At 48.7% G+C, this 12196-nt stretch carries 5 protein-coding genes; 2 read left to right on the forward strand and 3 right to left on the reverse strand.

Annotated elements, in window-relative coordinates; genetic code table 11:
- Positions 1–98 precede the first annotated feature (98 nt).
- Both GXP22_00670 and GXP22_00675 read left to right on the forward strand, forming a co-directional pair.
- Positions 99–1919 (forward strand): tetratricopeptide repeat protein, encoded by a 1821-nt coding sequence (locus GXP22_00670; protein ID NOX07999.1) that lies wholly within the window; start codon positions 99–101, stop codon positions 1917–1919.
- Positions 1920–2045: 126 nt separating this feature from the next.
- Complete coding sequence (locus tag GXP22_00675; protein ID NOX08000.1) at positions 2046–3758, forward strand: tetratricopeptide repeat protein; 1713 nt, start codon at positions 2046–2048, stop codon at positions 3756–3758.
- 170 nt (positions 3759–3928) lie between these two features.
- Here GXP22_00675 and GXP22_00680 read toward each other — a convergent pair whose 3' ends face one another.
- The 3 genes from GXP22_00680 to GXP22_00690 all read right to left on the reverse strand — a co-directional run.
- Complete coding sequence (locus GXP22_00680; GenBank protein ID NOX08001.1) at positions 3929–6919, reverse strand: hypothetical protein; 2991 nt, start codon at positions 6917–6919, stop codon at positions 3929–3931.
- A gap of 69 nt (positions 6920–6988) precedes the next feature.
- The gene (locus tag GXP22_00685; protein ID NOX08002.1) at positions 6989–8377 is read right to left on the reverse strand and encodes a hypothetical protein; all 1389 of its coding nucleotides are present in this window, start codon (positions 8375–8377) and stop codon (positions 6989–6991) included.
- 204 nt (positions 8378–8581) lie between these two features.
- On the reverse strand, positions 8582–12196 hold a 3615-nt coding region (locus GXP22_00690; protein NOX08003.1), incomplete at its 5' end, for a hypothetical protein.

The raw sequence follows: 12196 nt of genomic DNA on the forward strand, positions 1-12196 counted from the left end.
TAGCCTTGCATTGTAACCCTGAGTCTTGTTTATTTCAGGGTATGTGCCTTAACTACATTCAGAGGTTATGCGCTTATTATACGAATTCAGGAAATAAAATGATGAAAAAAAATCAAAGCAATACCTATGCCCTGAAAAAACGTGCCAGAACCAAACTGTATAAAGGGCAACTTGCTGATGCAATAAAGCTCTACACCCAGGCCTGTGAAAAAAACCCGCAAGACCCGGAGGCATGGTTTATGCTGGCCGGAATTCATGCACAAACAAGTAATATGAGCGGGATCATTCAGTGTTGCCAGCAATTACTCAAACTCCAGCCTGACAACCCGCAGACTCATTACAATATTGCCTGTGCCTATCAATCAATCAATCAAATGCCGGAGGCAATCGGGCATTACCGCAAGGCCCTTGATATACAAAAAGACCACATACCATCAATGACTAATCTGGCGATCACACTATGGCAACAGGGGGAACTGGATCAGGCTGAAGAGCTTTGCAAAAAACTGCTGACAGGCAATCAAATACCACCTGCAATCATTAACTGCCTGGGGCTTATATACACGGACCGTGGCGATACCGACAAGGCAACAACCCACTTTGAACAGGCAATCAGGGAGCATCCACAACAAATCGATTTGTATATTAATCTTGCAAAGATTGTGCAGAAAGATGACACCCCCCGGGCACTGAATCTGTGTCAACAGGCATTACAGAAAGACCCTGATTCAGAACCGGCTCATAATGCAATCGCTGAACAATTTTATCTGGACAGGGATTACACATCAGCCCTGAAACACTACCAGGCCGTACAAAAAATATCACCTCAATCCCTTGAGGCCAGCTTCAATCTTGGCCGCACCTACTTTGCCCTGGACAAATCTGCCGATGCTATTAAACATTATCAGTCTGTACTGCAACAGTCACCACAACACATCAATACATTAAATAACCTCGCCAAGGTATATGACCGTAACGGACAAGCAGAACAGGCCGATGAATACTATAATAAGGCCCTCGCACTGGATCCGGACAACAGTGCCATCATTACCAATCTGGCAAGACTGGTATTACAACAGGGGGATTATGAAAAGAGCGAGGATATCTTTCTGCAAGCCATCAAGGCAAATCCTGAAAATGACAACGCCTGCTTTGGCCTGGCACAGGCCTATACAGAACTTGGCCAGACCGATAAGGCCATTGAGTATTATGAACGGGTACTTGAAATCAACTCTGACTCCATAGAAGCCCCCTATCTACTCGAGGGGCTCAGATCAAAATCAGCAAAATCAGCAGAGTCTAATAAATACATCGCAAATCTGTTTGATAAATATGCCGATAAATTTGATGATGAACTGGTTAAAAAACTGGGCTACAAGACCCCCACACTGATCAATAAATATCTTCGGGATACCCTGGAAACCGGCAGGGGAAAACTCGACATCCTGGATCTGGGTTGTGGCACCGGACTCTGCGGTATCCTGATCAAGGATATTTCACAAAGACTGGTCGGTATTGACCTGTCAGCCGAGATGATTCAAAAAGCAAGGGAACAGGCTGAATATGATGAACTCATTGTTGGCGGACTGGTTGAGTGCATGGCAGATTATGATGAGGACTTTGATATTGTTCTGGCCGCTGATGTATTTGTCTATGTTGGTGATCTGGATGCCAGTTTTCAATCGACAAGGAAATCACTCCGTGATCAGAGCCTGTTTATATTCTCCACCGAGACCATCGCAGGTGAGAGTTTTATGTTGCGGGGCAGTGGCCGCTACGCTCATTCCTGTCACTACATCAATACACTCGCTGAACAATATGACTTCAGATTACTCAAACACCAGGATGTAGTATTGAGAAAAGACTATACACAGGATATCCAGGGAACCATTTATATACTGCAAAAGAATGAAGGGTAGAACTTGAATCCACAGAAAAAACTGCAACAAGGCCAGAAGCTACTACAAACAGGGCGGATAGCCGGGGCACTGGAGATCTTCAAACCATTATGTGCCTCCATGCAAAAAAATGCTGATGCCTAGTTTATGTGCGGTGCCTGCCATGCTCAACTGAATCAATACCAGGAGGCTGAAAAATGCTTTCGCAAGGTTGTTCAGTTAAAACCCGATCTCTTCAATGCTTGGGGCAATCTGGGTCTTGCACTCATGTATCAAAAACAATACAAAGAGGCAGAAAAGTGCTTCAAACGTGCCAGCAAGATCCAGCCTGACTATGCACCAGCCTATAATAATATTGGCAACCTGATGCGAGAACAGGGTCGGCTGGATGAGGCCATACAACTCTTCAAAAAGGCCCTGCACTACCAAGCCAACTACCCCGCTGCACATAATAATCTTGCGATTACCCTGCATACAAAAAAGGATCAAAAGAGTGCGGAGGCACATGCCCGAACCGCTATCCAGCAAAACCCGAACTACCCTGCTGCCTATCATAATCTTGGTGATATATTGTCCAGCCAGCATCAACTTATTGAGGCACAGCAATGTTATCAACAGTCATTAAAACTTAACCCGCAGCTAGTTGAGACTTGGTACAGCATGGGTACATTGCTGGAACGAATGAAACAACACAACCAGGCACAGGACTGTTTCAGGCATGCCATCCAGTTACAGCCTGATTTTATCAAGGCACACATCCGTATCACGCGCCGCATGATACGGAAAAACCAGTTTGATGATGCCATGGATTACCTGCTCGATCTCTATAACAGGCATCCTGACAATAATAAAATTAATAGTGAGATTACCCACTTGCTGATCCTGCAGGGGGATAGTGAACAGGCCTGCCACAGGATTCTGCCACTGCTGGATCAGGGGCAACCACCTATCATCATGGCCTATGCGAAGATCAGCACAAAAATTGATCGACAGGAAGATGCCCTGCAACGTCTGCTGGCATTGAGCCAACACAAAAACCTTAACCAACAGTTCCTGTCCGAGGTCTATTTCGAGATTGGCAACCTTTATCATAAGGACAAGAACTACGACAGTGCCTTCACTTATTACAGGAAAGGCAATGAACTCATCGACTACCAATCAGATCTACAGCGACACCTGCAACAGATGAAGCAGATGACTGAATTCTTCACAGCAGAGCGTTTTGACAGCCTGAGCCATGCCAGCCTGGAGAGTGAACGACCTGTCTTTATCGTTGGCATGCCACGATCAGGCACCACCCTGGTAGAACAAATCCTGTCCAGTCACCCCCATGCCTATGGCGCAGGAGAGATTACAGACCTGTGGAATATTGTTAATGCACTACGCGTGAGTGATAAACTGCCACATAATTTTCTGTATCTAAGTCTGATTGCGATACTATTTCCACAGGCAAGGATCATACACTGCCAACGTGATGCAATGGATAACTGTATGTCGATCTATTTCCATCAATTCAATGAGCAACATCTGTATGCCAGACAGTTGGGTGAGCTTGGGCAATACTATCGCGGCTATGAAGGACTTATGCGGCACTGGCATAAGGCATTACCAATGCCCATCCTCGACCTGCGCTATGAAGACCTGGTAGAGGATCAAGTACACTACAGCCGTAAGCTCATCGAGTTCTGTGGCCTGGAATGGGATGATGCCTGCCTGAATTTTCATCAATCAGAGCGTATCGCCAATACCCCGAGTAATGAACAGGTCAGACAGCCTATTTACAAGAGCTCCATGCAACGCTGGAAGGCGTATGAAACGCACCTGGGTGATTTAAAAGACGCATTAAACTATAAGAAATAATTTTAGCCCCCTCTTAAACCATAGATTCCCGTTTTCACGGGAATGACAGACCTATTTGTCATCCTCGCGTACGCGGGAATCCACAATCCAGAGCACAAAAAAATGGCGTGAACCCGAAGGAACACGCCATCTCTCACTTGGTAGGATGCGCACTGCGCACCACACCATCCTTACTGCTGACGACGGCGTCTTGCCATCATTCCCATCCAGACCATAAAGCCTAGTAGCAACAGCCAATCGGCACGCTTCAGTAGATCAACTGATGCATCACTAATAGTACAACCGCCACCTGAAAGACTAACCTTACTACCAATAGTGTTATTCACAATATTAGCCGGTGAATTAGGTGTTGGAACATTACCCACACCACCTGGATCAGTCACAACACCATCGGCATTACCATCGGTATCATTCGGACCACCATCTTCAATCGTCAACTGAACACATTCAGCACCCGGCTCCAACATACCGCCTTCTGTCAATGCGGTAGTAGTGAACGCCTTATAAGAGGCAGAACCCGTTCCTGGACAAGAACCATCCGTATTTGCCACTGAAGTTTCGATCAGGTTCTTGCCATCAGGTACCAGCTCACCATCAACAGTCGTCATAGTAACGACAAAAGGTGCCCATTGATTATTCTGATACTTGAAGTATTTACTGTACCATGCAATGGGCTCCGATAAAGGTAAGACTACCTTGACCGAACCACCGACTGGAACACCGTTAACCACAAAATCAAAGCAATCACCGGCACAGGCCGCTACGATATCCCTACCATCGGCATCCACCTGATCCGCAATCTCTGCACCCAGACCCGGCATATCAACCTGACGAATCCTTGAGTCTACGCCTAGTGGATTAAATGCCCCCTTGGTCAGGAAAACAGGTGTCTCGGTAGCAAGCCCTTCTCCGGTTACGCCAGCAATATTCTCCACCACAGGTACGGTAGTACGATAACCACCACTGGTAAAGTCAACCTGACCTTCTCCAGGACGCAGATCAAAGGCCGCCTTGAAGCCCTTAAAGGGACCATCCACCATATTGGTACCAATAAAGCCATCGCCATCCGGATCTGATGTTACCAACTGCTCGTTGCCACAGCCAAAATTAAGGGCAAGCACCACATCAATGTTACAGTTTGCCAGACCACACGGTGTTGCACCAGAGGTATCACCCCAATCAAACAACATGCGCGCACCTAACTGCCCCTCTTTAACCGTTACTGATAATGGGGTACCCACGTCACACTTGGTCGACCCATCCGGGGCACCTCTTAAACCCTCGGTACTGCCACCGGGGCAAGTCTCAAAGATATAACTACCCGCATCATACAAGCTGATATCGTGTGCCGCCCAGTTAAAGCCCTGGAAGGGTGCTGGTGATGCCAACGTCATTGCACGCGTACAATCTTCGTCCACACAGGTATAGGTGTAACTACCGGTTACAGCGTTATCAATCGGCAAAAGTATGTTGCCCGCTGGATCACGCATAGTAAAGACACCCGTCAATTGACGTGTACCCTCAACATCCAGACCATCCGTCACACAAGGCGCACCCACCATACCCTCCGGCAAACTTATCGTCACTGTCTGCTGATAGGTATCACTATTACCACTATCATCCGTGATGCGCCAGGTAATGGTCTGCACACCCGAATTCATTGGATAATGACTGCTGGGGTATTTTGTCTGACCACTTGGATCGCTAATTAAATCAGCCTTATCGGATGAATCTGTGCCGTAAAACACACTACCATCAAGACTCCACTCTACTAAAACGGCATCATCGACAAGATCCATACCGGCAACCAGCCCTAGGTTAACAAAGACGGGGTCTTCTTCAACAACACCCATATCCACATCATCAACAGGAACCCCATCAACCAGCACAAAATACGGCGCAGTTGTATCAAGCACAGTCACAGTCACGACCTGTGTTGCATTACTAACAGACCCTCCACCAGGCGGTGTCGCACGCCACTTAATGGTCTTACTGTTAGAGGTCTTGCTAAGAGTGAATGCCACATCATTGCCATTCTCCGTATCATTAGCATTCCAGTTGGAACCGCCATCGCTACTCCACTCGATAATTGCCCCATCAGGATTATCCGATACAGCAACCGCACCAATGTCCACAACACCTTCCTGAGGCGAGTTCTGTAAGGAATCTGCTAACACCCCTGGATTGTATTGCGTTGAGAAATCAGCCGGTTCGTTGAGTTCCGGGCCGTTACCATCACCATCAAGGGTTAAATTGAGAATATCAAAGTTGGCGTAAGAACCAACAAAAGGGCCATCCCACATGGCAACACCACCAATACCACGAGACGACATTGCTCCCCCTCCATCTGGCAACAGAGTCGGCCCCGTCTGATCACCCTCAAAATACTGACCCTTGTTCTCTGTTGTATCCTCAACCAAGGGCATCACACCCGGTTGCGGGTGATACATACAACCATCGCCAGGTGTCAATGGATTACCATTAAGATCAACGGTTGCATTGGCATAAGGTGTGGAACTCTTCGCACCACCACAATCCACAGCACGGGTCACATTCCATTCTGTCATTGCAATAGGGACTGCTCCCAGACCCAGGTAACCCCACTCAGCATCGCTGTAGGTACCATCCGAGGCAGGCACAGCACCCGCTGCATTCGATGCACCACCAGAACCATCCTGATTAAAGCGATCACCGATATTGATGGTATCGCCCATAACCTTCCCTGCCAGCATCCCCTTGAGCCCACTCGCATCCCACACCAGGCTAACCGGAATACCATTGGTACCATTCCAGTTAAACATCATACTGGTTAGCCAAAGCCCACCACCAGCGTCAACAAAGGTAACGCCCACAGCCTCGGCTGGTGCAGTACCTGAAAAAAAGTCAAAAGCACCAATAGTCGCACTACCGGTTTCCGTATCCGAATCGTAGGTCAGGGTACCGGATATAGCCGTTTGGAACCCATTGATAGGGGGCTGTCCAGGAACGGAAACGATACTACTGTTTTTCATCAGTCCACCATTGGCATCCAGCATAGTGAACCAGCCATCCCATGAGAACTCATAAATCTGTGCAGACGCATCCATCGGAACACTCGCCACACCTAGCGCCAGCGCAACCGCAACCGCAAGATTCTTTTTATCTTTATATATTGTAATCATATTTACTCCTCCTCGCAGCAGACATCCATTCATGCTGATGCGATGATATTCTCTTTAATATCGTTATTTCTAGAAACGGTAACCCCAACCAAAGCCGACAGAATCCTGATACATGGATGCGGAGGCATTATTCGTTCCCGGTGTGCGGTTGGTCTGGAAGGTTGTGCCTTCGATGGTATTCTTGAAGGCATGCATATAGTTCATGCTCAATTCCATACGCTTGGTTGCCTTATAGGTAAAACCAAAGGTGACATGCTTCTCGACAATACCCGGCGCTAGCAGACTAAACATAATCTGATCAGGATCAACCGGAGACTTACCGTAGTTTAAACCGGCACGCCAGTTCCACTTCTTATTGTATTTGTAATCAAAACCCAATTTGAATACTGTTTGATCAGACCAACCAAAACCCATACCTCTTGAGCCACCCAGTTTATTCTCGGAACGCAGTGAGGTACAAGGCATGGTCAAACCCACATTAGGGCTAGCAGGATCCGTTACGGTATAAACACAGTCCGGGGTTGATATGTAATCAACCGGACGACCCTTGAACTTACCAATAGGCCCTGGATTACCGACTGAGGCAACCTGACTAAAGAAGTTTTTCTGAATATCCATAGCCACTGTTAACTGTCTGCTCACCTTAAAGGATGCACCAATAGTCAAGGTTGGCGGGATATCAAAGTTACCCTGATCGGCAAACAGACCACGGTATTTGTCAAACTTGCTCATATAGACACGAGAGGACCAGTTAGCACCCAGGGTCAAACGATTTTTCTTGAGAAACTTACCTAACCAACCAACACGGATACCACCACCATAAGACCAGTCGTTACCATTGTTAGATAAATACTCAGGAGCACTACTCCAGTCAGCAAAATCACCAATACCGTAGGCACGGAACGTCTGTACCGCCATGGCAATGGAGACACCGATGGTATGCTTCTTACTCACCCGATAGGCAACACTGGGTAGCATCTGCATCTGCATCAGCATCACACCCGCTGTAGGCTGGGTGCCCGCCTTGTTATTAAAGTCGAAGAAATTATTACCCGGCTGAGACTGATCAAAACGCGTACCTAAACCCGCACCGATACCCGCCATACCCATTACCATCTTCTTGTTGAACTTGTAGATAGCACCCATACTCGGGATCAGGAAGACATTGGAACCACTCTTGGAATTAACCGGTGTGGTATCACTGCTATGATAAACGGCACGCGGCGGCAGGAAAAACTCTGCATTAGCATCCACTCGCGATTTCACATCAATCATCGCCGCCGGATTGGCCGCAGCCGCCAGGGAATCTGTTCCGTAAGCAACACCGGCACCACCCATAGCTCGGGATTTAGGACCATAGCCAATCAGGAAATAACCGTTGGTGGCAAAGACCGTTGCCGGTAACGCCAAGGAAGCCGCAATCGCACACGACCATATACGTTTGGATAAAAACGCCATTATTACTCTCCTCCAAGAGATGAATCTCTTTTTTTACACACATATTATTTTATTGGCGCCATTCTCGCATAGTTTAGATGTTGGCTACAAGGAGAATTTACAATAAAAACGGGGGCAGACCTTGGTATGGTCTGCCCCCGTAAATAATGGTGCGTGGTACGCACCCTACGATAGATGGTAGGGTGCGCACTGCGCACCACAAAATCACCGCTGGATGGCACTCACTCTGCGACGACGTAATGTCAACATACCCATCCAGGTGATAAATGCCATTATCAGCCACCAATCAGCGGCATCGCTGGTCGCTACCGACTGCTGACTCACGCTACAACCAAAGCCACCACCGCCACCTGAGCTTGCAGCAGGGGCAGCGGCACCGACACCGAACAGCGTCAGGTGATCGACTTCGAAGGTCACAAGACCGGCGCTATAATCAACCAGGATGATATTAGCGGCGGAAACCGTGCTAACAATACCCGCCTCATAGTTCACCAGGGTACTAGCGAAGAAGATAGTATAGCTACCATCTTCAATCGAGCCCGGTGTTACCACGCTGGTGTCAAACGGAATAGTAATCCGTATGGCCTGCAAGGCGGCATTACGTTCCTCATCAGTCAACAGCGTACCGCTTGCATCCACAATTGCCAGATCCACCAGCACGACCTGACCCGCTGAGGCCTCGGCATTACCCGAGACATCACTCAGATCCAGCAGACTCACACTCAGAGTAGCGGTTGCCCCTGCCAGCCCTGTGGTATCAATACCGTTGGCAGGCATACTAACCTGAACCTCGGACATCACAGCATCGGCCTGCTCAGAACCCGGATTAGCATTAAAGCTAGCCTCAAACCCGGCATCCAGATTAACCTGCTGCGCACCCGAAGGTCCATCCACAACCGCTGCCGCTTCTTCTGCCTTGACATACTGATAGACAAAGACAACATCGCCCTCATCATCCATCAAAGATACCGTCATATCCTGGTCGGTCGCATAAGTCGCTTCCAGACCACCATTCAGATCACCGCCATCAACAATTAATGTACCCGTTGGCAATACAGCAGCACCCGCGCTATCCGTGGCTGAGACAGTATAACTATTCATACTGACACCCACACCACCTCTTGCCGCATCAAAGGTAATGATGAGTGAACCTGTCCTGACATCCACCGAGAACTCTAATGGTTTCTGCAAGAAGAGATCACCCACAACAGTTCCTTCAGCACCGGCGGAAAGATCAAATGGCCCCGAAGCAACCGATAGATAACCCTCAGCCGAGGCAACTGCCTTGTATGCCCAGTTCGACTCCACATCAATGGAATAGCTAGTGCCATCCATCACGGCAGGTACCCGCTGAATATCACCATTACCATCCGCATAGTAGAAGTAGACCTCAGCCTGATCTCCCTCATCCAGATTTGATACGGTACCGGTAAAGCGTCCATCCGTCGCCGACATCACAAATTCAGTTGCATTGGCTGTCGCGCCAGTCTGGATAAATCTTGCACCATCCAGGTCAGCGGTCTTGAAGCCACTTGCCTGTACCCTAAAGATATAATCAGCACCCGCGCTCATGGGTACAGGAACACCAAACACACCAGCCCCATTCGTTAGACCCGAGTAAGGTTGACCATTGGCATCTTCGAGATCACGCGTCTCGACATTGGCCTCATTCAATAAATTGCCTTCCTCATCGACCACAACACCACTGTAGGTGACCATGGGGATAACGTTCCCAGATAAGGAAACGACGGCCAACCCAGTCTGAGTTGTATTGGTAACCTGAATAATAAAGCCAGTAATCCCGGTCAGCGTATCCATCGCCATCATCTGAGCCACTACATAGATAGGTTCAATGATGTAAATCGGCTCAATAATGTAGATCGGTTCAATAATTGAAGCGCTTTCAACACCGTTAGCATCCAGCACCGCGAAGCTATAGCTATCGCCATCGGCACCACCCTTCACCAGCAAATGTCTCAAGCCACCGGTCAGGATATTGTTACTACTACCATCACCATTCGTATCCAGAACCGAGACCACTAGCGGAACCGTCACCTCAATATAGTAACTCATGCCTGTTACATCGGTTAAACGAACCACATAGTTACCCGCAAAGGCACCCGTGGTTGGCGCGGTAAAGGTAAGGCCATCGAAGCAATCAGTCACCACACTACAGGCACCACCCGGTGAAGTAATCTCAACCCTGTAATCAGATGCATTACCGGTCAACTCGAAGGTATAACTCGAACCTGAATCAATCCCCGTATCTAACGGTGTCATGTTACGCTCACAGTCATCACCAACACCATTAGCGTTGGTATCTGCCTGATCGGCATTGGCAATAAGCGGACAGTTATCCACACCATCAATATAACCATCAAGATCGGTATCAGCAACATTAGGATCGGTTCCTAACACAGCCTCCTCGGCATCGGTTAAGCCATCATCATCGGAATCAAGGCTGTTCACCGTCAGATCAAAGCTCGCCAGTGAAACGACCGTACTATTACTATCCGTCACACCGATCACGATACCGGTTGTGGTACTCACATCACCCGCACCCGGCGTACCTGTCAAGGCACCGGTAGTCGTACTGAAGCTTGCCCAGGAAGGCTTATTGGTAATGCTATAGGTCAGCACATCATCCACATCCACATCGCCACCACCCGGGGTAAAGCTGTAGGCACTCGCCTCAATCACGGATGTTGCCGGTGTACCGGTAATGGTGGGCGCATCATTGGTATTAGCGACGACCACAGTAAAGCTCTGATCCACATCCACCGTACCATCATTAACGCGCAGAACTACCGCATGGTTACCCACCTCAGCATTGGCTGGCGTACCGGTCAATGCACCCGTCGTTGCATTAAAGCTCATCCAGGAAGGCAGGGTTAGCGCACTGTAGGCCAGGCTATCACCCGCATCCACATCGCTGGCAGCAAAGGTGTAGCTATAGGGGCTATCCTCAGTTGCTACTGTCACTGCCGTACTATCCACTGTTGGATCATCATTGGTATTACCCACAACAACCGTAAAACTCTGATCCACATCCACCGTACCATCATTCACACGCAGAACCACATTGTGATTACCTACCTCAGCATTGGTTGGCGTACCCGTCAACGCACCTGTAGTCGCATTAAAGCTCATCCAGGAAGGCAGGGTTGGCGCACTGTAGGTCAGGCTATCACCCACATCTACATCACTCGCCGCAAAGGTGTAACTGTAGGCACTATCTTCCGAGGATACCAGTACTGCCGTGCTATCCACCGTTGGCGCATCATTGGTATTAGCAACGACCACGGTAAAGCTCTGATCCAGGTTGACCGTACCATCATTGACACGCAGAACCACCGGATGATTACCTACCTCAGCATTGGTTGGCGTACCCGTCAACGCACCCGTAGTCGCATTAAAACTCATCCAGGAAGGCAGGGTTGGCGCACTGTAGGTCAGGCTATCAGCATCCACGTCACTCGCCGCAAAGGTGTAGCTGTAGGCACTGTCTTCCGAGGATACCATTACCGCTGTACTGGTAATCGTTGGCGCATCATTGGTATTACCCACAACGACCGTAAAGCTTTGATCCAGATTCACCGTACCATCATTGACACGCAGAACTACCGGATGATTACCTACATTATCGTTGCCTGGTGTACCCGTCAACGCACCCGTAGTCGCATTAAAGCTCATCCAGGAAGGCAGGGTTGGCGCACTGTAGGTCAGGCTATCACCCGCATCCACGTCACTCGCCGCAAAGGTGTAGCTGTAGGCACTGTCTTCCGAGGATACCATTACCGCTGTACTGGTAATCGTTGG

The organism is Gammaproteobacteria bacterium, assembly GCA_013151035.1.
In the GTDB taxonomy this organism is placed as follows: domain Bacteria; phylum Pseudomonadota; class Gammaproteobacteria; order JAADJB01; family JAADJB01; genus JAADJB01.

Excerpts from the sequence above, each read along its gene's own strand:
- GXP22_00670 (NOX07999.1), top strand. The coding sequence starts at position 99 with ATGATGAAAAAAAATCAAAGCAATACCTATGCCCTGAAAAAACGTGCC.
- GXP22_00675 (NOX08000.1), top strand. The coding sequence starts at position 2,046 with ATGTGCGGTGCCTGCCATGCTCAACTGAATCAATACCAGGAGGCTGAA.
- GXP22_00680 (NOX08001.1), bottom strand. The coding sequence starts at position 6,919 with ATGATTACAATATATAAAGATAAAAAGAATCTTGCGGTTGCGGTTGCG.
- GXP22_00685 (NOX08002.1), bottom strand. The coding sequence starts at position 8,377 with ATGGCGTTTTTATCCAAACGTATATGGTCGTGTGCGATTGCGGCTTCC.